The 19,860-nt window shown below is 70.1% G+C and carries 19 protein-coding genes; 12 read left to right on the top strand and 7 right to left on the bottom strand.

From position 1 onward, the window contains the following. The 7 genes from D7X96_RS18700 to D7X96_RS18670 all read left to right on the top strand — a co-directional run. The coding region (locus D7X96_RS18700) for a DnaJ domain-containing protein (RefSeq protein WP_158626600.1) at positions 1-408 on the top strand (408 nt) is incomplete at its 5' end. A 24-nt stretch (positions 409-432) separates the two neighbouring features. Then, on the top strand, positions 433-1,140 hold the full coding sequence (locus D7X96_RS18695; RefSeq protein WP_121770344.1) for a Smr/MutS family protein: 708 nt from the start codon (positions 433-435) through the stop codon (positions 1,138-1,140). A 36-nt stretch (positions 1,141-1,176) separates the two neighbouring features. Next, positions 1,177-2,169, top strand: coding sequence for an adenosine deaminase (gene add / locus D7X96_RS18690; RefSeq protein ID WP_120547846.1), 993 nt, complete (start codon positions 1,177-1,179; stop codon positions 2,167-2,169). Positions 2,170-2,172: 3 nt separating this feature from the next. Then, positions 2,173-3,249 carry a quinone-dependent dihydroorotate dehydrogenase gene (locus tag D7X96_RS18685; RefSeq protein WP_120547847.1) on the top strand — a complete coding sequence of 359 codons (1,077 nt, stop codon included), beginning with the start codon at positions 2,173-2,175 and terminating at the stop codon, positions 3,247-3,249. Positions 3,250-3,320: 71 nt separating this feature from the next. Beyond that, the gene (locus D7X96_RS18680; protein WP_121770343.1) at positions 3,321-5,651 is read left to right on the top strand and encodes a DUF1588 domain-containing protein; all 2,331 of its coding nucleotides are present in this window, start codon (positions 3,321-3,323) and stop codon (positions 5,649-5,651) included. 5 nt (positions 5,652-5,656) lie between these two features. Further along, positions 5,657-7,054 (top strand): DUF1552 domain-containing protein, encoded by a 1,398-nt coding sequence (locus D7X96_RS18675; RefSeq protein ID WP_120547889.1) that lies wholly within the window; start codon positions 5,657-5,659, stop codon positions 7,052-7,054. Between the two features lie 121 nt (positions 7,055-7,175). After that, positions 7,176-8,780 (top strand): hypothetical protein, encoded by a 1,605-nt coding sequence (locus D7X96_RS18670; RefSeq protein ID WP_147468345.1) that lies wholly within the window; start codon positions 7,176-7,178, stop codon positions 8,778-8,780. An 89-nt stretch (positions 8,781-8,869) separates the two neighbouring features. Here D7X96_RS18670 and D7X96_RS18665 read toward each other — a convergent pair whose 3' ends face one another. Both D7X96_RS18665 and D7X96_RS18660 read right to left on the bottom strand, forming a co-directional pair. After that, on the bottom strand, positions 8,870-9,811 hold the full coding sequence (locus tag D7X96_RS18665) for an IS4 family transposase (RefSeq protein WP_121770341.1): 942 nt from the start codon (positions 9,809-9,811) through the stop codon (positions 8,870-8,872). After that, positions 9,811-10,005: a hypothetical protein gene (locus D7X96_RS18660; RefSeq protein ID WP_121724295.1), complete on the bottom strand. Its 195-nt coding sequence runs from the start codon at positions 10,003-10,005 to the stop codon at positions 9,811-9,813. The genes D7X96_RS18665 and D7X96_RS18660 overlap by 1 nt, the downstream gene beginning before the upstream one ends. A 107-nt stretch (positions 10,006-10,112) precedes the next feature. Here D7X96_RS18660 and D7X96_RS41495 point away from each other — a divergent pair, with 107 nt between their 5' ends. Both D7X96_RS41495 and D7X96_RS18650 read left to right on the top strand, forming a co-directional pair. Beyond that, a complete protein-coding gene (locus tag D7X96_RS41495) occupies positions 10,113-10,211 on the top strand; it encodes an RCC1 domain-containing protein (RefSeq protein ID WP_120547851.1) in 99 nt (32 codons plus the stop codon). A gap of 260 nt (positions 10,212-10,471) precedes the next feature. Next, positions 10,472-11,434, top strand: coding sequence for an ornithine cyclodeaminase family protein (locus tag D7X96_RS18650; RefSeq protein WP_121770340.1), 963 nt, complete (start codon positions 10,472-10,474; stop codon positions 11,432-11,434). 518 nt (positions 11,435-11,952) lie between these two features. Here D7X96_RS18650 and D7X96_RS18645 read toward each other — a convergent pair. From D7X96_RS18645 to D7X96_RS18625, 5 genes are all read right to left on the bottom strand, one after another. Further along, a complete protein-coding gene (locus D7X96_RS18645) occupies positions 11,953-13,107 on the bottom strand; it encodes a glycosyltransferase (RefSeq protein WP_121724294.1) in 1,155 nt (384 codons plus the stop codon). Next, entirely contained in the window at positions 13,097-14,380 is a 1,284-nt protein-coding gene (locus D7X96_RS18640) for an O-antigen ligase family protein (protein ID WP_120547890.1), read from the bottom strand. The genes D7X96_RS18645 and D7X96_RS18640 overlap by 11 nt, the downstream gene beginning before the upstream one ends. A gap of 215 nt (positions 14,381-14,595) precedes the next feature. Continuing rightward, positions 14,596-16,257: a DUF6178 family protein gene (locus D7X96_RS18635; RefSeq protein ID WP_120547854.1), complete on the bottom strand. Its 1,662-nt coding sequence runs from the start codon at positions 16,255-16,257 to the stop codon at positions 14,596-14,598. 39 nt (positions 16,258-16,296) lie between these two features. Continuing rightward, positions 16,297-16,917: a ribosome biogenesis GTP-binding protein YihA/YsxC gene (gene yihA / locus D7X96_RS18630; RefSeq protein WP_120547855.1), complete on the bottom strand. Its 621-nt coding sequence runs from the start codon at positions 16,915-16,917 to the stop codon at positions 16,297-16,299. Positions 16,918-16,928: 11 nt separating this feature from the next. Then, entirely contained in the window at positions 16,929-17,444 is a 516-nt protein-coding gene (locus D7X96_RS18625; protein WP_120547856.1) for a multiheme c-type cytochrome, read from the bottom strand. Positions 17,445-17,579: 135 nt separating this feature from the next. On the opposite strand from D7X96_RS18625, the gene D7X96_RS18620 reads away from it, so the two are divergent. The 3 genes from D7X96_RS18620 to D7X96_RS18610 are packed head-to-tail and all read left to right on the top strand — an operon-like array spanning position 17,580 to position 19,855. After that, positions 17,580-18,062, top strand: coding sequence for a hypothetical protein (locus D7X96_RS18620; RefSeq protein ID WP_120547857.1), 483 nt, complete (start codon positions 17,580-17,582; stop codon positions 18,060-18,062). Positions 18,063-18,065: 3 nt separating this feature from the next. Then, positions 18,066-18,662, top strand: a complete 597-nt coding sequence (gene coaE, locus D7X96_RS18615; protein ID WP_120547858.1) for a dephospho-CoA kinase — start codon at positions 18,066-18,068, stop codon at positions 18,660-18,662. A 23-nt stretch (positions 18,663-18,685) separates the two neighbouring features. Further along, the gene (locus D7X96_RS18610; RefSeq protein ID WP_199747042.1) at positions 18,686-19,855 is read left to right on the top strand and encodes an SDR family oxidoreductase; all 1,170 of its coding nucleotides are present in this window, start codon (positions 18,686-18,688) and stop codon (positions 19,853-19,855) included. The last annotated feature ends 5 nt before the right edge of the window (positions 19,856-19,860 follow it).

Here is a 19,860-nt window from a genome sequence, read left to right as displayed (position 1 = left end):
TCCCTGGACGCCCCCGCCGCCCTCGCCTCCTGCCTGGACTCCCTGCCTTCAGGCGAACGGCTCCGGCTGCTGGACGCCCTCTATGAGATGGCGCTCGCGGACGGCCCCCTCCAGCGCTCCGAACGCGAGGCCCTGAAGCGCATGGCCGAGGGCCTGGATGTCCCCGACGCCAAGGTCCAGGCCCTGGCCGAACAGCACCTGGGCGACGCCACCGGCCACTATGAAACGCTGGGCCTGCCCCCGGACGCCTCCAACGCGGAGGTGAAGAGCGCCTACCGCAAGCTCGCCGCCAGGTACCACCCGGACAAGGCCAGCCACCTGGGAGCCCGGGCCGCCGAGCAGGCCGCCCGTCAGTTCCAGGCCGTCCGTGACGCCTACGAGGAAATCCGCAGGCTGCGCGGCCTGTAGCCCGGGTTAGAAGACAGGAATCCCATGAGCCAGCGTCCCCCCAAGAAGAAGGAAGCGGAGTTCCAGAACAACCCGTTCAAGTCCGCCATCAAGACGCTCCAGGACCAGGAGAAGCAGGAGAAGGCAGCGGCCGCCGCCGCTGCGGAGGCCTCGAAGAAGAAGGCCGTCGCGCAGAAGCCCACCAAGGCCCCCAAGGCCCGTCCGGAGGACGACGACGTGGGCCTCTTCTTCGCCGCCATGGACGGCGTGAAGCAGGTGACGAACCGCGGTGAGGCCCCCCAGACGAACCCGCGCCTGCCGGAGATCATGGACGACAACGCGGAGGCGCTCGCGCAGCTGTCCGACCTGGTCGCCGTGGACGGGCCGCTGTCCTTCACCGGCTCGGATGAGGCCTTCGAGGGCGCCTCCCCCGGCGTGGACCCCAACCTGCTGCGTTCCCTCCGCCGGGGCGACTTCTCCGTGCAGGACCGGTTGGACCTCCACGGCAAGACGCAGCGCGAGGCCCAGGCCGCCGTGGAGCGCTTCCTGTCCGACAGCCGCCGGGCCAAGCGCCGGTGCGTGCTCATCGTCCACGGGCGCGGTTTGAATTCCAAGGATCAGATCCCGGTGCTCAAGGACGCGGTGAGGGACCTGCTGTCGCAGAAGCGGCTGGAGCGGATGGTGCTGGCGTACTGCACTGCCCGTCCGCAGGACGGCGGGGCCGGCGCGGTCTACGTGCTGCTGCGCCGATAGCTTTACGCGTGGCCGTGGCTGTGCATACATGCCGCCATGGTTCGCGACCTCATTGACCTTCATATCCACGTGGGTGGCGCGGTGGCTCCGCACATCCTGTGGTCCATCGCCCACCAGCAGGGCTTCAAGCTCCCCGTCAAGAACTACTTCGACTTCGTCGAGCTCATCACCTCCCGTCCGGGCAAGGTGGGCAGCCTCGACGACTACCTGAAGATCCTCCACACCTGGACGGAGAAGATCCAATCCTCCCCCAGCGCCATCGAGCGCTCCGTCTACGAGGTGATTGGCAAGGAGTACCGGGGCAGCCGCGTCACCCAGATCGAGCTGCGCTTCAACCCCATGAAGCGCAACCTCTCCAGCGAGCTGGACCTGGACCACATCATCCACGCGGCGCTGCGGGGCATGGACCGCGCGACGCTGGAGTACGGCGTGAAGGTGGGCCTCATCTTCTGCCTGGCCCGTGAGTTCGACCACAAGCTCAACAGCATCATCGTGGAGAAGGCCATCAAGTACCGCTCGCGCGGCGTGTACGGCATCGACCTGGCCGGCACGGAGCGCGACGCGATGGAGCACAAGGCCTCGCTGTCGGAGTACGAGGACCTCTACGCCCGCGCCCGCAAGGCCGGCCTCAAGTGCACCGTGCACACCGGCGAGACGGCCGGCACGGGCGCCAACGGCCTGATGGCGGCGGTGGAGAAGCTCAAGCCGCACCGCATCGGCCATGGCATCCGCGCCGCGTACGACGAGTCCGCGATGAAGGTGCTGCGTGAGAACAACATCACGCTGGAGCTGTGCCCCACGTCCAACATCCACACCAAGGCCGTGGAGGACCTGCAGGAGCTCAAGCACATCATGCAGACGTTCTGGGACCGCAAGGTGAAGTTCACCATCAACACGGACGGCCCCTACCTGCTGGAGACGGACATGCGGCGGGAGATTGAAATCGTCGAGTCCAACAACCTGCTCACCACGGAGCAGGTGGACCAGGCGCTGGCGTGGGCGCGTGAAGCGTCCTTCATCCCGGCCTGACCCATGTACGGCCTGACTCGCGCATTGCTGTTCACCCTGCCCCCGGAGCCCGCGCACCGGCTGGGCATGTCGGGGCTCGCGGCACTGGGGAAGTGGAACGCCCGCTGCCGCGCCATGCGCGAGCACACGCTGTCCCGCGCGCCCATGGACCTGTCCGTGGAGCTGGCGGGGCTGAAGTTCGCCCACCCGGTGGCGCTGGCCGCCGGGCTGGACAAGGACGCGGAGGCCGTGGACGGGCTGTTCGCCTGCGGCTTCTCCGCCGTGGAGATTGGCACCGTCACGCCCAAGCCCCAGCCGGGCAACCCGAAGCCGCGCCTGTTCCGCCTGCCGGAGCACCGCGCGGTCATCAACCGCATGGGCTTCAACAACCACGGCGCGGCCACCGCGGCGGAGCGCCTCAAGGCCCGCGAGTGGAAGCCCGGCCCGCTGGGCGTGAACATCGGCAAGAACAAGGACACGCCGCTGGAGCGCGCGGTGGATGACTACGTCGCGTGCGTGGACGCGCTGGCGCCGCTGGGTGACTACGTCGTCGTCAACGCGTCGTCCCCCAACACGCCGGGCCTGAGGAAGCTCCAGGAGCCGGAGCAGCTGTCCGCGCTGCTGCTCGCCGTGCGCGCGCGGATGGAGGCCGTGGCCCCGGGCACGCCGCTGTTCCTGAAGATCGCCCCGGACCTCACCCCCGAGGCCGTGGACGAGGTGGTGGACGTGGCCCTGGAGCGCGGGCTGTCCGGGCTCATCGCCACCAACACCACCCTCACCCGCCCCTTCGAGCACGCGCACGCGAAGGAGGCCGGCGGCCTGTCCGGCGCCCCCGTGCGGGAGCTGTCCAACACCGTCATCCGCCGCGCGTATCAGCGCAGCCGGGGCACCCTGCCCCTCATCGGCGTGGGCGGCGTGTTCTCCGCGCAGGACGTCTACGAGAAGCTGCGCGCGGGGGCCACCGTGGTGCAGGTGTACACGGGCTTCATCTACGAGGGCCCGGGCATGGTGGACCGCATCCTCCCGGAGCTGGGCGCCCTGCTGGCCCGCGACGGCTTCGCGTCCGTGCGCGACGTGATTGGCGTGGACGCGGCCGCGTAGGCGCTCACGCACGAGCCCGTTTCGCGGACCTTGCTTGCTATTCTACCTGCCGTCCGTGCCAGACTGGCCGGATGAACCGCGTCCTCCTGCTGGCCGGACTGTTGAGCCTCGTTGCCTGCAAGGGCAACATCGGGCCAGGCACCAACAACGGCGGCCCCAACACCCCAGACGCCGGGCCCGGTGGGTCCGGTGGAAACCTGGCCGCCGCGTGCGTGGTGCAGTCGGTGCTCACCGACCGCTGCGCCAGCTGTCACGGCGCGCTGCCGACCCAAGGTGCGACGATGCCGCTGCGCACCCTGCACGACATGCGGGTCAGCTCGGCGCTGGATGGGAAGCTCAGCAACGCCCAGCGCGCGCTCATCCGGATGGGCGACAACGCGTCCCCGATGCCGCCGGCCCCGCATGAGCGCGCGAGCGAAGCCGAGCGCACCGCGCTTTCGACCTGGATCGGGGAGGGCATGCCCCTCTGCAACAGCACGGGCGGTCCGCCCCCGACCGTCGTGCCCGAGCCCAACCTGCTCGATCAATCCGCGCTCTTCACCTGCACCGAAGGCACGCGCTCGGATGCACCGACGCGCATCCGGCGCATGAACCGCCGCGAGTTCACCCGCAACGTCGGTGGCTCGGTGGAGCGCAGCTGGACCGGGTTCAGCTTCTACGACAACCCGCTCGATCCCAGCGCCATCGAGCAGTACAGCTCCTGGGCCACGGACGAGACGCTGGACGAGGCCACGGTGGAGCTCTTCCTGCCGGTGGTCGGCGCGGCCGCCGCGCCCTGGACGATGAACTACCCGGACGGCAACCGGATGGAGCGCGTCTATACCGACCGCCGCTTCAGCTGCATGTTCAACGACGCGAACCCGAGCGACACCTGCAAGCGCTTCCACCTGGGCCAGATGCTCGAGTTCGGCGTCTTCTTCCGCCCGCCCACCGAGGATGAGCTCAACCGCATCATCGCCTTCGCGACCACGGTCATCGCGCAGGAGCCCACCTACTCCGCGCAGAACCGCGCGGACTCCATCACGCGGATCTCCAACGCCGCGTGGATGATGACCGGCGCCATGTTCCGCGGCGAGCTGGGCGGCGCGCCGGCGGACGGTCGCGTGGCGCTGACCAGCCTGGAGCTGGGATCGCAGCTGGCCTACGCGCTGGGAGGACGCGCGCCCTCGGCCACGCCGAGCTTCGTGTATCCGTACTACTCCGCGCCCCTGGAGGGCCACCTGGCGGACGTGGCCGTCGCCGCGAAGGATGGCTCGCTCACGCAGGATGCGACGACCGCCGCGCTCATCAAGAAGCACCTGGGCGGCGTCGACACCCAGGAGAACGGGACGCCGCGCTTCGATCTGGTGCAGGACTACAATGAGGACCAGCGCTCCAAGCGCGGGCAGTACTGGCTGGGTGACGGCGTCGCGGGCTTCTTCCGCGAGTGGCTTGGCTACGGACACGTGTCCGCGGTGTTCAAGGAGTCCCCGGCGGCGACCTCGCGCTTCGAGCTCGAGGGGCTCGGCTACATCAGCTCGGTCTCGTACGACAACCTGCTCACCAACTTCCATCCGCTGGAGCCGACCTTCATCCAGCAGTTCGACGATCTGATCGCACGGGTGGTCGTCGAGGATCAGGACGTGCTGGCCAACCTGCTCACCACGCGCACCTTCTACGTGCCCTCCATGCAGAACGCGGCGTACGACTCGCACAAGGGCCTGTCGCACCCGTACAACGTCAGCGAGATCCTCCCGGCGACCGTCGCGGGCCGCTGGAAGACGCTGCCCGCCACCGAGCGCGCGGGCGTGCTGACCCACCCGGTGTGGCTGGCCGCGCACGGCGGCAACTTCGAGGATGATCCGTCCATCGTCCACCGCGGCAAGTGGGTGCGCGAGAACCTGCTGTGCGGCTTCGTCCCGCCGCTCAGCAGCGTGCAGGTGGCGGCCCAGGTCGGCGCTCACGCCGCGGACAAGAACGCGCGCCGCCGCCTGCAGGAGGCGACCGCCGGAGCGCAGTGTCAGGGCTGTCACCGTCTGATGGAACCCCTGGGCCTGCCCTTCGAGATCTACAACCACGCGGGCTTCCTGCGCGCGCGGGATCACTCGCCCAGCGGAGGCTGGACCACGCCGGACGGAAGCTCGACGCTCACGTCGATGCCGGACCCCGCGCTCAACGGCCCGGTGCGCGACGCGGTGGAGCTGAGCGAGCGCCTGGCGGCGTCCCAGCACGTGAAGCGCTGCTTCGTGCGGCAGACGTTCCGCTACTTCATGGGACGCCCGGAGAACCCGAGCGACGCCTGCACGCTGACGCAGATGGAGCAGGCCTATGATCAGAACAAGGGCTCGTTCTCCAAGATGCTGACCACGCTGATGACCAGTGACACCTGGAAGACGCGGCGTGTGCCGCAGGCTGGAGAGTGACCGCCATGTTCTCGCGACGAACCGTCCTGAAGGGCATGGCCGCCGGCCTCTTCGCGCCCTACTTCCGCGACGTCTACGCCCAGTCGTCCGCGTTGCCGGCGCGCGTGGTGCTGGTCCTGGAATGCAATGGCGTCTACCCCCGCGCGCTCCTGAGCACGGGCACCCGCGCGGCGCTGGGTGGCAGCGCCAACACCTCCGAGCGCATCTTCTGGGACGCGTACAAGGACACGCCGCTGGTGCGTCAGGGCGACAATCTCGCCAGCGCGATCAGCCTCGGGCCGCTGGCGGCGTCCTCCGGCGACATCGACCTGGTGAACCGCTCAGCCGTGTTGCTGGGGCTCTCCAACCTCATCGCGGGCGGCGGGCACTCCAGCGGGACGGGCGGGCTGAGCTGCGCGGTGAACGGCGCGGGCGCGACCTTCGACGCGGTGATCGCCCCCCGCCTGCGCCGGGGTGCCCCGTTCGACGTGCTGCGCCTGGGCACCAGCTCCGCGCGCGTGTCCATCGTGTATGAGACCTGCGCGCTCGGCCCCCGCAAGCCCGCGGGCATCATCGTCAACCCGTCGCTCGCGTTCGACAGCACCTTCGGCTCGCTGCTCGGCGGCTCGACGAATGGGCGCGATCGCAAGATGCTCTTCGACTTCGCGCTGGCCGACTCGCGCAAGGCGCTGGCGGAGTTCAAGGGCAACTCCAACGAGCGGCTGAAGCTGGAGCGCTACGTCTCCTCGCTCGAGTCGCTGCGCACGCGGGAGGATCAGCTCTCCGGCATGGCGGACCGCGTGCGGCCCTACCTGCCGCTGGCGCCCAAGGACAACCCGCTGCTCACCAGTGCGGGCTCACCGCCCGACTCGCTGAAGTGGTTCGAGGCGCAGTTCCAGATCGCCACGGCGGCCCTCCTGGGGGGGCTGACGAACACGGTGGTGCTGGCCACGGGCACCTCGGGCTTCGACGTGTCCTACGGCCCGGACGTGAGCGACACCCCGCGACACAACCTGCAGCACGGCCTGGATGCGGGGCAGAACTGGGAGAAGGTCGCCGAGGTCACCCGCCGCCACGTGCAGCTGGTGGCGAAGCTGGCGAGGACGCTGGCCGCCACGCCCGAGGTGGGCGCGAGCGGCTCGATGCTGGATCACACGGCGATCGTCTTCATGTCCGACAACGGCGAGCAGCACCACTCCACCTCGCGGGAGTGGCCGAAGCTCGTGGTGGGCGGCAACGCGCTGGGCCTGAAGACCGACGGGCGCACGGTCGTGTACCCGAAGTTCGACGCGGCCCGGAACCGTCAGGTCTCCAACCTCTTCAACACGCTCGGCCACGCGTTCGGAGACGCGGACTTCAACACCTTCGGGCAGGAGGGCAGCACGCGCATCGCGCCGGGACCGCTGAGCGAGCTGTATGGCTGAGCACCCCCTGGCGTAGTCCCGCCTCCGTCGTCTTTCGAGCAACGGCCTTGCCCCAGGGTGCAGGTTCTCGCGTGTCCTCCCCGCCTCACCTTCCTCGCACCTGGGGGCTGGGGAGGCGGACATGCGGACGAGGTCGTGGGGCTGGGTCGTGGCGGCGGCGGGATGCGTGATGGGGTGCGGGGCCGGACCGGAGGCGATGGACTCCGGTGAGCTGGCGGCGGTCCAGGCGCGGATGGAGACAGCCTGGGGGACGCGGGAGGTGCAGCAGGTGCTCCCTCCAGGCAGGACTCCGGGGACGCGGCTGGACAAGGAGCCCCGCCCGGACCTGCTGACGGATGTGGCGGGCACGCTCTACTTCGTCGTGCAGGAGGAGGACCAGCGCATCGCCCTGTGGAAGAGCGACGGGACGGACTCGGGCACCGTCGTGGTGAAGGCGTTCGGTCCGACGAATGCGATCCTGGGTGGCCTGCGGATCGGCGGCATGACGCCACTGGGCTCGCGGCTGTTCTTCCACCTGTACGAACCGTGGCTCGGATGGGAGCTCTGGGTGAGCGACGGGACGGCCGAGGGCACCCGGCCTGTCGTGGACCTGAATCCGGGCTCGGAAGGCTCGAACCTGTTCAACTTCGAGGAGCTCAACGGCGCGCTCTCGTTCTTCCGGCATGCGCCCTACAGCCAGAGCGGCACGACGCAGCTGTGGCGCTCGGATGGCACCGCGGCGGGCACGGTCCAGTTGCTGGATTTTGGCCGCATCACCGGTGGCCCGGGTGCGGTGCTCCCCGCTTCCGGCCTCCGGGTGTTCTTCACCGACGACTTCGAGGAGACCGTGCGCTTGTGGCGCACCGACGGCACGGCCGCCGGCACGTTCCAGCTGAAGGACTTCGGCATCCCGGGGCGGTACCAGGGAACGATCACGTGGACCCAGCGGCTGGGCGAGTCGATGGTGTTCACCCTCCAGGACACGGTGAACGGCACGCGCCTGTGGCGGACGGACGGCACCGCCGAGGGCACCCGCCTGTTGAAGCGGCTGGATGCGTCCGCGAACGTGGAACTGTGGCCGCCCCAGGTCGTGGACGGCACCGTGGTGTTCACCTTCACCGATGAGGGCCCCAGCCTGGAGGTCTGGAAGACGGACGGCACGGAGGCCGGCACGGTGCGGCTGGACGCCTTCGGCCGGGACGGCCGGCTGGTGGGCGTCGCCGGAGGCTTCGCCACGGTGCTCACGCGCACCGATGATGGCCACTCGAAGCTCTGGCGGCTGCCTTTGTCCGGAGGCGCCAAGGAGGGCATCGCGGTCCTCCCCAATCCCTACGCGGATGATCCGAAGGCCGTCCCGGGCCTGCGCAACGCGGTGACCGTGGGGGGCCGCGTCTACTTCGCCCGGACGCTGGGGGCGACCGTCCAGACGCCCCGCGACGTGGACCTGTGGGTGACGGATGGCACGGCGGCCGGCACGCGCTGGCTGTCTTCCGGGCTCACCCGGCCGGATGTGTTCCATTCGCCGCTCATGGCCCTGGGTTCCGGCGGCCTGCTCTTCTCCGCGAAGGGCAATGTCTGGGTCACCGACGGGACGCTCCAGGGCACCCACGCGCTGGAGTCCCTGAGCGCGGGCAAGACTCCGGCGGAGGCGGCGGCCTTCACCCGCGCGGGAGACGACATCTTCTTCCGCGCCCTGCCCGGCGCCCCCGGCTTCTCGCTGTGGGCCATTCCCGCCTCGGCCCCTTGAGGCGCGGCCGCGACCCGGGCGCTCAATTCCAGACATGCGATGTCTTGAATTGAGCACCTACATGCCCCGCGGAGCCATCCGCTTCCGGTTTAGCCGCCGCTCCCGAGGGAAGCCTCCCGCTTGCGCCGTTCCCGCTCTCGGCGCTGCTGGCGTGAGCGAGCCGTCACCCCGGCAATGAGCAGGATGCGCTCCTCCAACTGCTCCAGCGTCACGCCCCGGCTCATCATCGCGTGCGACAGCAGCAGCGGGGCGCAGCGGGTCAGTGCCAGCACCAGCGCGAGCACCGCGCCCGGCCGCGTGGCGCGCAGCGCCGACAGCCCCACGCCAGACTTGAGGGCTTTGAAAAGCAGCTCCACTCGCCAGCGCAGACGGTAGGCCTCGGCCACCTCGAGCGCCGTCAGCACGTCGCGGCCCACCGTCGTCAGGTACCAGCGCCGCTCGCCCTCCGGCCCTTCCACGGCCACGACACGCGCCTGGGCCGTGCGCCCGTGCTTCTCCAACTGCACGTCCACGTCGATGACGCCGCCCTCCTCCTGGAGGACGCCCTGCAAGAGCGCATCCGTCAGGCGCATGCCACGCGCGCGTACACGCTCGCCCTTGCCCACGTGCACCCGCAGCACCTTCGGGTCGTGCTGGGCCTTGAGCCGCACCAGGAAGTGGGCCCCGGCCTCAATCGCGTCGAGGAAGCGGCCCGTGTCCGTGTAGCCCAGGTCCATGAAGGTGAGCGTGCCGGGACTCAGCGCCTCCTCAGGCAGGGCGCGCGTGTCCTGGGTACGCTGGGGTGTTAGCCCGTCGGCCACCGGCAACTCGTCTCTCAGCGACACCAGCGCGTGCCACTTGAAGGCGGCGGGCCTCGCCTCGCTGGTGGACGGGGCCCAGTCCGCCACCAGCCGCCGCAGCAGTTGGCACGTGGAGTCGGCCACCTGCACGTCCGTGAATTCCTCCAGCAGTGCCCCCAACTCATTGAAGGGCTTGTCCTCGCCGACGGCCTCTCGCACGGCCTGGACGGCCCGGCTCGCCACCTCACGCATCAACTGCCCGAAGGCGTGGTTGAAACGCTCGAGGGCGTCACCGCGGCCACGGTGGCCTCCACCAGCGCCACCAGGTCCACCTTGCGCTGGCGCTGCAACGCCCCCAGCCGCCGCGCGGCCTCCAGGATGTCCTCGGCCGACACCAGTGCCCGAAGTCCCTCTGCCACCTTCGCCCGCGGAGTGCTCTTCTTCATGCCGGGAGAATGTTCCTCGTCCCTCCGTTTCGACGGGCCTGCCTGCTCGGCTGCACCTATGTCTTTGATTCTGCTCTGCTTTTCTCCACCGCGTTAAACGGACGCGGATGGTCTGGACCTGGGGCTACAACAACTTCGGCCAAATCGGCGACGGGACGACCAGCCTGCGCACTGCACCTGTGCAGGTGCAAGGTTTGGGTAACTGATTGCACGCTGGGCGCCTGCCACCGACGGGCGCCCAGTCCGTGGCCGAGGCCAGCAGGAGCCCGGGCACCACGGCGAGCGACCGGCCCGCGAGCTTCCTCCGGGTCGCGCTCCAGCGCCGCCAGCAGCGCCTCTCCGGCTGGCGACTGGGACAGGGGTCAATGGCAGACATTCCGCCCAGAGGATGACACAGGCAGCCGGGCGGGCGGCGGTGCTGGATTCGGCGCGTGCGCGGGCCAGGGCGGTTGGGTATAGCGCGCCCATGCCCACCCTTCTCCTCAGTGCCAGGGATTTGCGCGGCCTCTACACCGTCGAGCTCGGTCTGGAAGCCGTCGAGCGTGCCTTCCTGGCCCATGGCCGCGGCGACGCGCTCATGCCTCCCAAGGTGTACCTGTCCCTGCCGAAGTACGAAGGTGACTTCCGCGCCATGCCCGCGTTCCTCGACGGCGCGGCCGGCGTGAAGTGGGTCAACGCCCATCCCCACAACCCGCGCAAGCACGGCCTGCCCACGGTGCGCGCCGTGTACGTCCTCAGCGATCCGGACACCGCGTCCCCGCTGGCCATCCTGGATGGCACGCTGCTTACGGCATGGCGCACCGGCGCCGCGGGCGGCATCGCGTCCAAGTACCTGGCCAGGAAGCAGCCTCGCACGCTGGGGCTCGTGGGCTGCGGCGTGCAGGCGCGTGTCCTGATCGACGCGCACCGCGCCCTCTTCGGGGACCTGGAGCTGCTGATGGCGGACGTGAACGCCCAGGCCGCGGAGGCCCTCCAGAAGGAGAAGGGCGGCCGCGTGGTGAGCCTCCAGGAGGCCTCTGGCGCGGACATCGTCTGCTCCGCCACGCCCGCGCGCGCCCCGGTGGTCCGCCGGGAGTGGGTCCAGGCTGGCGCCCACATCAACGCCATGGGCGCGGATGCTCCCGGCAAGCAGGAGCTGGATCCGCAGCTGCTCGTCCAGGGGCGCGTCTTCATCGACGACGCGGAGCAGGCCCTCCACTCCGGCGAGGTCAACGTGCCGCTGCACGACGGGCTCATCCAGGCCGGTCAGCTCGCCGGCACCCTGGGCGAGGTCGTCGCCGGCCGCAAGCCCGGCCGCACCGGCTCTGAAATCACCGTCTTCGACTCCACCGGCCTCGCCGTGCAGGACGTGGCCCTGGCCCGCGCGCTCTACGACGTCGCCGTGGCGAAGGGCGTGGGCCAGCGCTTCGACCTGGTCGACGAAGGCTGAGGCACGGCGGCCGGGCCGCGACCTCGCTAGAGGGATGAGAAAAAAAGAGAGCGCTCGCCGGCACCTTGGAGTTTTACCGGCGAGCGCCCCGGGCCTCGTACCGACTGGCAGGGCCTCGTAAAGTCGCGGGCGGATGTGAAGCGGCTCAAAGGCCTGACTCCACGCCACCTTCATGTTTCCTGCCGTCCGCCCCGCGTCCCGTCTTTCGGGCCCCGCGCTCGGCGTCCGTTTCCTTCGAAACCCCTGCGCACCGGCGGTGATTCCTGCACCGCCTGATCCGCGACACCCAGGGTGGGCATGAGCAGCGCTCCCGGCAACGCCCGAGGCGCCATTACCACAGACCGCCCATCAATCTCCACGAAAATCGCGCTATTCCCATCTATAACCTGCACACACACTGCGACCGGGCGGAAGCGCGCCGCCCCCCGAATACGAAACGCGCCCGCCCCCAATTGCTTGAGGACGGGCGTGGATTATCCAGATCGGTCTGACATTTCCCGGCCCTGGAGGGCGGGTTTTCAGCCTGGGGGCAGTCCTGCCACCTGGCGGTACAGCGCGTCATGCGTGCGGACCATCTTCTCCAGGGACAGCTCGCGGGCGACGAAGCCCCGGGCGGCCTTGCCCATCTTCCGGGCCTCCTGGGGGTTGGCCAGCAGCCGGCGGAACGCCTGGGCCAGCTGGGCGGGACGCTCCGGCTCCACCACCAGGCCGCGCTCGCCGTCCTGGATGAGGTCCGGATTGCCGCCCACCCGGGTCACCACCATGGGCAGCCCCGCCGCCATGCCCTCCATCACCGCGTTGGACATGCCCTCCGCGGTGGAGCACAGCACGCCGAACGTGGCCTGCCCGTAGAGGGCCGGAACGTCCGTGCGGTGCTTGAGGAAGTGCACCCCCTCCGCCACCCCCAGGTCGTGCGCCATCTTCTCCAGCGCCGGCCGGCGGGGCCCGTCCCCCACGAACCACGCGTTCAGCTTCGTGCCCTCATGACGCAGCATGGCAAGCGCGAGGAGTAGGTCCTCCTGCCGCTTCACGGGGTGGTTCATGTTGGCCACGTGGATGACCGTGGGGACGCCGCCGGAGTCCGGCAGCGCGTCCTTGAGCCCCTCGGCCGCGCGGGCATCGAAGCGCGGGAGGTCCAGGCCGTTGTGGATGACGGAGATGCGCGACTCGGGCAGCCCCTCCTCGCGGATGAGCAGCTGGCGGATGGCCTCCGCGTTGGCGACGACGTGGTCCGCCATGCGGGTCATCTGCGCGTGCAGCAGGCGGCGGGCCTTGCCCTGCCAGTGGGACAGGTCCAACCGGCCCACGATGACCTTCGCGCCCGCGAGCTTCGCGGCCGGCACCGCGAGGATGCTGGAGTAGAAGTCGTGCACGTGCACCAGCTGCACGCGGTTCGCCTTGAGCCACCGGGACATCCGGTGGATCTGCATCAGCGTGTTGGGCTGCACGAGCGAGCCCTTGAGTGGAAACACCTCCGGCGCGTGGCCCAGCTTCCACACCGAGCCCACCAAGGGCCCGGCGTCCTCCAGCACGGAGACCTGCAACTGATAGCTGGAGGGCAGGCCTCGCAGCAGCTCCAGCACCTGCACCTCGGTGCCGCCAATGTGGAACGACCGGGTGAACTGCACCAGGCGGAGGGGCTCCTGCCCCAACCGCGCATCCTCACGCCGCATGCCCAGACCCCTCCCATGTGGCCACCGGCGCGGTGTTCACCGCCGGCTGCCTCCCCACCCCAAGAGCACGTTCCCGTGCCTGCGCGATGCGGTGCGCGCTCGCGGCCAGGCCGAAGAGCACGTAGCAGTGCGCGGACAGGATGTAGCCCGAGAACAAGTCACAGATGAGGTAGCCCGCCACCGCCGCGCTGAGCGCGCGTGCGAGCCAGCCCATCTCCGGGTCCGCGGACGCGGCCACCGCCCCGCCCACGGCCCCACCCGAGAACACCAGGAAGCACAGGAGGCCAATCCACCCGAGCTCCCCGATGACGTCGAGGAAGATGTTGTGCGCCACGTAGGCGCGGTGCGCCTCCGGCGGCGCGTACTGGAACCACGCGTAGCGGAAGCCGCCCGCGCCCACGCCCAACAGCGGCTTGTCCAGGCTCATGCGGCTGGCCACCTGCCACGCGTAGACGCGGCCCATGGCGGACGCGTCCTCGTGGAACGACGCCACCGTCTCATTGCGCTGCCAGAAGCTCTTGGGCGCGAACACCGCCAGGCCCGCGACGAACACCGTGCCCAGCACGATGGCCTGCATGCGGCGCTTCTCACGGATGGCCCACAGCGCCATCGCCACCGACAGGCCAATGAAGCCGCCGCGCGAGTGCGACAGCACGATGGCCACCACCGCCAGCACCGCCGAAACGGCGCACAGCACGCGGAACACCCACGGGGTGCTCTTGCGCGCGAGGAACGCCACCGCGAGCGGCACCACCAGCACCATGTTCATGGCCATGTGGTTGGGGTCCGCGTACACGCCGACCCAGCGCGAACGGAAGCCCTCCACCATGTTCTCACCGACGCGGTACCAGTTGATGACGCCAATGGACGTCACGATGGCGCCCACCACCATGGCGCCGCACACCACCGCCAGCCGCTTGGGCGTGGTGATGACGTTGACGAGCGTCAGGTAGATGGCCGTGAGCTTGAGCAGCTCCACGCCCTGGAAGCGCGTCACCTCCGGGTTCACGCTCCACGCCACCGAGCAGAACGCCAGCGACGAGAACGCCAAGAGCGCGATGCCCCGCGCGCCGTCGAAGAAGACGGGCTCCGCCTTGCCGATGCGGCGCATCACCATCAGGCCCGCGCCCAGCCCTGAAGTCAGCAGCGCGAGCCGCAGCGGCTCCAGCGCGGGGATCCACTCACCCGGCACCGCGTACATCACCGCCGCGAACCCCGCGAGCATGTAGAAAGCCAGTACGTCGCGACGCTGCCCCTCCGCGCCCGGTCCCATGTACGCCACCCCTTCGCTGTCGGTCGCTCGTCCCGTCACACGCGTGCCCCTGGCCCTCGTGGAATCCTGGCCGCTTGCACCTTGCCAAGTGGCAAGCAGCTAGCGGGCGAGGGCCAAAGCAGCGCGCGTGCCAGAGGATGGCAACGCGGGAGGCCTGTATCTTCGGGAGGTTGCGTGCCCGCCCGGGACCGCCGGGCCGGGCAAGGCTGAAAAAGCTACGGGACCGGCGCGCTCTCCATCGGTAGGACCGCGGAGGCGATCAGGTCCAGCCGCCCCTCGCGCAGCCACGCCGGGCCCAGCTCCGACAGCAGCCGCGCCAGCGTGACGTTCACCACCCGACGCAGCTCCTCGCGAGCACCTTCCGGCACCGCGGGCGTCAGCGCCGCCACCGCGCGCTCCGCCGCGCTCGCGCGCAGCCGGGGGGAATCCGGGGTGCCTTCGAACAGGCGCTGGCCCAGCTCCACCGTGCGGCCCAGCGGCACGGGGCGCACGTCCACGCCCTCCTCCAGCACGGCCATGGACACCACCGCCGCCCACAGCCGCTCCACGCCCAGCACGTCCAGCGACACGCCGAAGCGCGCCAGCACGGTGCGCGCCGCGTCCTCCGTGCCGCCCAGGATGGCGCCCAGCGCCGCCACCTGGCCCTCCGCCCTCGCGAGCAGCGCCTCCGAGCCGGCCACCTCGCGCAGCGAACGGAACGGCACCGCTTCCGCGCCTGGCACGCGCAGCGCCCGGCGCGGACGCTTGCGCCGCAGGGCCTCCAGCGCGGCGGCCTCCTCCGGCAGCACCAGCGGCACGTCATCCAGCTTCACGAACGGCACCTTGAAGAGGCGGTCCGCGCGGTACTTGAGCTGGAGCGTGAGCGTGAAGCCCACCTGGAAGACGCGGCGCAGGGGCGTGTCGCGCAGCACCTCCGGCGCCTTCGCCGGGTCCGCGCCCGTCAGGTGCTCCAGGCCCAGCGACAGGTAGTCGCGCACCCATTCACCCACGCGGCGCACGGCGTCCAGGTCGCCCGGGTCGCCCAGCTCCGCGACGAGGACGGCGTTGGCCACCTCGCGCAGCTCGTCCTCCGCGTTCATCCGCTCCACGTCGGACAGGTCCCGGAAGGCCGCCTCCAGGTAGTCCACGTGGCCGCCCGCGGCGGTGAGCGCCGGCGTCCCCTTCCCCGTGGGGCGCGGGGGCACGTCCACGCGGCTGAAGAGCGTCAGCGCGTCCTCCAGCGAGGGGAAGCCCAGGTCGGCCAGGCGCGCGCGGCGGAACTGGAACGCGGTCTCCTCCAGCTCGGAGGGAATCTCCCAGCGCACCGCCTCGAAGAGGCGCACCGCTTCGAAGGGGTTCTCCGCGATGAGGTCGTTGAGGAGCGCGCGCATGGCGGACATCTCCACGCCCTCCACCTTGATCTCCACCAGGTAGCGCCCCTCCGGGGTCTCCAGCGTCATGCCCTGCGGGTTGACGTCCGGGTTCTCCTCCAGGTCGTGGACGGCGGTGAACTCCTTGAGGAGCGTCTCCACCACCTCCAGGTCCACCGCGTGCACCTTGCGCAGGAAGTCCTCCTGCTCGTCGCCGCGCGCGGCGCGCAGCCAGGTGAGGACGGCGTGCGGGTCCAGCTTGTCCTTCGCCCAGCCGCCCAGGTCCACGAAGGTGCGGAACTGCGCGGGCGACGCCAGCTGCACGAGCTCCGTCGTGTCCGCCAGCCCCACCTCCTGGATGGTGACGTAGAGGTCCTCCGCGGGCAGCGAGCGCACCAGCGCTTGCGTGTCCTCCGCGTCGAAGAGCGCCGCCACCCGCTGGCGCGGGGACAGGCGCATCAACCGCTGACGCTCCTCGCGGGGCGCGAGGGGCGAAACACCACCGTTCGTCTTGCCGTTCTGGGACACGCCGGGGGTGCTACCACAGCGCGCCCGGGCCGGGCAGCCTCAGACGCGGGTCGCCTTGCCGAAGGTGTCCAGCAGCGTGCCCCACACCTCCTCCACGCCCAGCTTCTCCGTGGAGGAGAACGGGATGACCGCCTCGCGGGGCAGCTCCAGCTGTTCCGCCAGCTTGTGCAGCCGGGGCTTGCGCTGCGCCTTCGTCAGCCGGTCCACCTTGGTGGCCACGACGAGGATGCGGCGGTTGTGCTCCTGGAGGTAGTCCAGCGTCTGCATGTCCTCCGGCGAGGGCCCCACCTCCGCGTCGATGATGCTCACCACCACCTCCAACCGGTGCCGGTTCTTGAGGTAGCTGGTGATCATCGCCTGCCACTGGGCCTTGTCCGCCTTGCTCGCCTTGGCGAAGCCGTAGCCGGGCAGGTCCGCCAGCCGCACCGTGTGGCGCACGCCGTCGCGGTCCAGGTCCACGTCGAAGAAGTTGAGCGTGCGGGTGCGCCCCGGCGTGTTGGACACGCGCACCAGCTTCCGCCGGTTGGTCAGGGCGTTGATCATGGACGACTTGCCGACGTTGGAGCGGCCGACGAAGGCCACCTCCGCGCCGTGGTCCGTGGGCAGCCCCTTGAGCTCCACGGCGGTGGTGACAAAGCGGGAATCGAGGATCTTGATCAAGCGGAGGTCACTTACTTCTTCGCCGTGGCCGGAGCCGGCGGGGTGGTGGCAGGGGTCGCGTCCGCGCGGGTCTGCTTGCGGGCGCGCTCCGCGGACCAGTGGTCGATGGCCTTCAGCGCTTCCTTGAAGTCGAACGGGCGCAGGGACGGCGAGGACGCGTCATGGCAGGTGCGGCATTGCTTCTCGGACGGGTCCACCAGCCCCACCAGCCGCGCCAGCTCCGGGTCCTTCATCACGTAGGACGGCGAGTAGTACTGCCCGCCGCCGTGGCACGTCTCGCAGGTGACGGCGGAGAGCTGCTGCTCCGCCTGGTCCGGCGCGTGGCAGGACAGGCAGCGCGCGTCCTTCTTCTGCGACTCCGCCAGCGTCTCCGTGGCCCGGGCGTGCTTGGACTTCATCCACGCGTCGTACGCCTCCGGGTGGCAGCCCTTGCAGCTGTCGGGGCCCGTGAAGTCCGCGGCGCCGGCGAGGCCGCCACCGAGGGCGAGCAGGAGGGCGGAAAAGACCCGGAAGGCACGAGGAGACATACCTTGAGCACGTAGCAGAGGCCCCAGGAGGGGGCAAGGCGTCTCGTTCGTGATTGAATACCGGGTGGACAGGTGCGTGGCTTGAGGTAACGGACCTTGAGGCGTGCCTGCCTGATCCGCTAGGGAGGAGTCGAGATGCGGACCCCCGTGATTGCCGTCCTGTGCGCCGTCGCTGTCCTCGCCGTCTCCCTGCCTGCTTCCGCCAGGCCGTGGCAGGGCATCGAGCCCGGGTCCTCCAAGAAGGAGGAGGTGCTCAAGAAGTTCGGCGAGCCGTCCCGGACCATGACCCAGGACGGCAAGGAGATTTTGGCCTACTTCCAGAAGGAGGCCATCAAGGGCACCACCCAGGCCCAGTTCAAGGTGGACCCCGCCACCCAGCTGGTGGAGCGCATCGACGTGTTCCCCGCGCCCATCATCGAGAAGGACACCATCGAGAACAGCTACGGCCCCGCGTGCCCGGGCGGCGCCATGCCCGCCACGCCCTGCTACCTGCGCAAGCTGACGGACGACTTCCGCACCTACTTCCTCTACGTGAAGCTGGGCGTGGCCATCTTCTTCAACGAGGATGGCAAGACGGTGCAGTCCTTCGTCTTCACCACGCCCAAGGCCGCGAAGTAACCCGTGCACGTCTTCGGCCTGACGGGCGGCATCTCCTCCGGCAAGAGCACCGTGAGCCGGATGCTGCGCGAGCTGGGCGCGCGCGTGCTGGACGCGGACGTGCTCGCCCGCGAGGTCGTGGAGCCCGGCACGCCGGGCCTGCAGCGCATCAATGAACGCTTCCCCGGCGTGGTGGGCCCCGACGGCCGCCTGGACCGGGTGAAGCTGGGCGCGCACATCTTCGCCAACGCGGAGGAGCGGGCCGCGCTCAACGCCATCGTGCACCCGGAGGTGCGCGCCCTCTTCCTCCAGAAGCTCCAGGCGCTGGAGGCCGAGGGCGTCACCCACGCCGTCTACGACGTGCCGCTCCTGATTGAGACGGGCCTGCACCAGGCCATGGCGGGCGTGGCCGTGGTGTGGGTGCCCCGGGACGTGCAGAAGGCGCGGCTGATGGCGCGCGACGGGCTCACCGAGGACCAGGCGGAGGCGCGGCTCGCCGCGCAGATGCCGCTGGACGACAAGCGCGCGCACGCGACGTGGGTCATCGACAACAGCGGTACGCCGGAGGCCACCCGTCCGCGGGTGGAGGCCGTGTGGCGGGCGATGCTCGCGCACGGCTGACGGGCGGTTATGCTGCGCCGCGAATGAGCGACACGGCGAAGACGCGGCAGGGCCCTGGCACCTACTTCCTCACCGGCTACCCGGGCTTCATCGGCAAGCGGCTGGTGGAGCACATCGCGCGGGAGGACCCCCAGGGGCACATCTACGCGCTCGTGCAGCCCAAGGCCTTCAAGGAGGCGCAGGCGCTCGCGGCGAAGGTGAAGGGCGCGCGCGTGGAGCTGCTCACCGGCGACGCGGTGGACATGCACCTGGGCCTGTCCGGCGAGGAGTACCAGCGCCTGTGCGAGCGGGTGACGGACATCTTCCACCTGGCCGCCGTATCGCAGCTGGGCGTGCCCAAGGAGACGGCGTGGCGGGTGAACGTGGACGGCACGCGCAACCTGCTGGAGCTGGCGCGCGACTGCGACAAGCTCTCCCGCTTCAACTACTTCTCCACCTGCTACGTGTCCGGCGACCGCGTGGGCGTCATCGCCGAGGACGAGCTGGAGCGGGGCCAGTCCTTCCGCAACGCCTACGAGGAGACGAAGTTCCAGGCGGAGCGGCTGGTGCAGCGCGCGGCCGCCACCCTCCCCGTCACCATCTTCCGGCCGTCCAGCGTGGTGGGCGACTCGCGCACGGGGGAGATTGATCGCTTCGAGGGCCCCTACTACCTGGGCATCCTGCTCGTCACGTCGCCGCTGGTGGTGCCGCTGCCCCTGCCGGGCAACGGCGTCGCGCCGCTCAACGTCGTCCCGGTGGACTTCGTGGTGCAGGCCGTGTGGCGGCTGTCGCGCGACGCGCGGGCGAAGGGGCGCACCTTCCACCTGGTGGACCCCAACCCCATGAGCGCGCGGCGCGTGTACGAGCTCATCGCGGAGAAGGCCCACAAGCGGCTGCCGCGCTTCAACCTGTCCGCGCGCGCCGCGGACGTGATGCTGCGGCTGCCCGTGCTGGAGAAGCTGGCCCGGCCCCAGCGCGCCGCCATCAGCTACGTGAACCACCTGGCCATCTACAACTGCCACAACACGCTGGAGCTGCTCGACGGCACCGGCGTGCGGTGCCCGCCGCTGTCGTCCTATCTGGATCAGCTCGTCGCGTACGTGCGTGAGCAATACAAGCAGCGCAAGGAGGGCGCGGAGGTGGAGGACCCGCTTGACCACGGACCGCTGCCCGCCTCCGACGACGGCGCGCCAGCGTCCCGTCCGCGCCGCTGAACAGG

This window comes from Corallococcus interemptor (assembly GCF_003668875.1).
Taxonomy (GTDB): domain Bacteria; phylum Myxococcota; class Myxococcia; order Myxococcales; family Myxococcaceae; genus Corallococcus; species Corallococcus interemptor.
This window is presented reverse-complemented; position numbering and strand designations above follow the sequence as displayed.

Excerpts from the sequence above, each read along its gene's own strand:
- D7X96_RS18695 (WP_121770344.1), top strand. The coding sequence starts at position 433 with ATGAGCCAGCGTCCCCCCAAGAAGAAGGAAGCGGAGTTCCAGAACAAC.
- add (WP_120547846.1), top strand. The coding sequence starts at position 1,177 with ATGGTTCGCGACCTCATTGACCTTCATATCCACGTGGGTGGCGCGGTG.
- D7X96_RS18685 (WP_120547847.1), top strand. The coding sequence starts at position 2,173 with ATGTACGGCCTGACTCGCGCATTGCTGTTCACCCTGCCCCCGGAGCCC.
- D7X96_RS18680 (WP_121770343.1), top strand. The coding sequence starts at position 3,321 with ATGAACCGCGTCCTCCTGCTGGCCGGACTGTTGAGCCTCGTTGCCTGC.
- D7X96_RS18675 (WP_120547889.1), top strand. The coding sequence starts at position 5,657 with ATGTTCTCGCGACGAACCGTCCTGAAGGGCATGGCCGCCGGCCTCTTC.
- D7X96_RS18670 (WP_147468345.1), top strand. The coding sequence starts at position 7,176 with ATGCGGACGAGGTCGTGGGGCTGGGTCGTGGCGGCGGCGGGATGCGTG.
- D7X96_RS18665 (WP_121770341.1), bottom strand. The coding sequence starts at position 9,811 with ATGCGTGAGGTGGCGAGCCGGGCCGTCCAGGCCGTGCGAGAGGCCGTC.
- D7X96_RS18660 (WP_121724295.1), bottom strand. The coding sequence starts at position 10,005 with ATGAAGAAGAGCACTCCGCGGGCGAAGGTGGCAGAGGGACTTCGGGCA.
- D7X96_RS41495 (WP_120547851.1), top strand. The coding sequence starts at position 10,113 with ATGGTCTGGACCTGGGGCTACAACAACTTCGGCCAAATCGGCGACGGG.
- D7X96_RS18650 (WP_121770340.1), top strand. The coding sequence starts at position 10,472 with ATGCCCACCCTTCTCCTCAGTGCCAGGGATTTGCGCGGCCTCTACACC.
- D7X96_RS18645 (WP_121724294.1), bottom strand. The coding sequence starts at position 13,107 with ATGCGGCGTGAGGATGCGCGGTTGGGGCAGGAGCCCCTCCGCCTGGTG.
- D7X96_RS18640 (WP_120547890.1), bottom strand. The coding sequence starts at position 14,380 with ATGGGACCGGGCGCGGAGGGGCAGCGTCGCGACGTACTGGCTTTCTAC.
- D7X96_RS18625 (WP_120547856.1), bottom strand. The coding sequence starts at position 17,444 with ATGTCTCCTCGTGCCTTCCGGGTCTTTTCCGCCCTCCTGCTCGCCCTC.
- D7X96_RS18620 (WP_120547857.1), top strand. The coding sequence starts at position 17,580 with ATGCGGACCCCCGTGATTGCCGTCCTGTGCGCCGTCGCTGTCCTCGCC.
- D7X96_RS18610 (WP_199747042.1), top strand. The coding sequence starts at position 18,686 with ATGAGCGACACGGCGAAGACGCGGCAGGGCCCTGGCACCTACTTCCTC.